The following is a 1,097-nucleotide window of genomic DNA, read 5'->3' as shown; positions in this document are numbered from 1 at the left end:
GACGAATTGTCAAACTAAGTGCAACGGTTCTTCAAAAAATACCTCAGATGGAGTTTCATAGTTTAATATTTTTCTTGGACGTCGATTTAGTTGATCCTGACAAAATTCGACGTCCTCTTCTGTGTAATTATCAATATCAGTTCTCTTGGGGAAGTATTCCCTAATCAGACCATTCGTATTTTCATTGGTGCCTCGTTGTTCTGGTGAGTATGGATCTGGCCAATAAATAGTTACGCCTAAGCGTTCTTGGATTTCGTCCAAGCTAAGAAACTCCCGACCGTGATCTGGTGTTAGAGAGTGTACAAATTCTTTTGGAATGGAGCCTAGAAGATCGATTAATCCTTGGTTAACATCGTCAGCTTCCTTATGTGCTATCTTTTTAATCAAAGTCAACCGACTTAAACGATCGACTACTGTTAAAAGAACCGCATGTCCGGTTTTTCCCATCACGGTATCAATCTCCCAATCACCAATGCGTTGACGATTATTAATGAACTCAGGACGATCATGAATGGAAAGATAGTTAGTTTGTGGTTCGCGATGTTTTCTCATGTTTTTAGGATGACGTGTGCGATGTTTATGTCTTAAATGTCTTTGCACACCGGTGTCACCACGTGATGAGTATCGCTGACTTAAATTATGCTTATATATGTGACGATAGATAGTGTTATAACTCACACACCATTGGCCTTCTTTTTTAAATCGCGAAGCGATTTGTTCAGGAGACCAATGTAGTTTCAAAATATAATGAGCAATTTTTTGGCATAATTGAGGATGAAGATCTAATAGCAGGGGTTTATGGCAGTTTTGTCGTTTCTCGCGGTAGTCACGTTCAGCGTCATTGGCTGAATAGTTTCCAGAACAACGTTTCAATTCTCGAGAAATAGTACTGGGGCAGCGCCCCAAGCGAAGCGCAATTGCGCGGATAGAAAGTCCGTTGGCTTTCAAACACATAAGCATTTCTCGTTCTTTTATAGTAAGATGGATATAGCTCATAACGGGTTACCTCGAATTATTTGACTTGGTCGTTAAACTAATTCTACCCCGTTATGGGTTATTTTTTTAAATTGTGTTGCACTTGAATTGTAAACTCTCAA

At 39.5% G+C, this 1,097-nt stretch carries 1 protein-coding gene; it reads right to left on the bottom strand.

From position 1 onward, the window contains the following. Positions 1-9: 9 nt before the first annotated feature. Positions 10-996: an IS30 family transposase gene (locus FC43_RS00480; RefSeq protein ID WP_056953299.1), complete on the bottom strand. Its 987-nt coding sequence runs from the start codon at positions 994-996 to the stop codon at positions 10-12. Positions 997-1,097 lie beyond the last annotated feature (101 nt).

The organism is Limosilactobacillus ingluviei DSM 15946 (assembly GCF_001435775.1).
GTDB classification, from domain to species: Bacteria; Bacillota; Bacilli; order Lactobacillales; family Lactobacillaceae; genus Limosilactobacillus; species Limosilactobacillus ingluviei.
The sequence above is the reverse complement of the archived record's forward strand: the minus strand, read 5'-3'. Positions and strand labels throughout refer to the sequence as shown.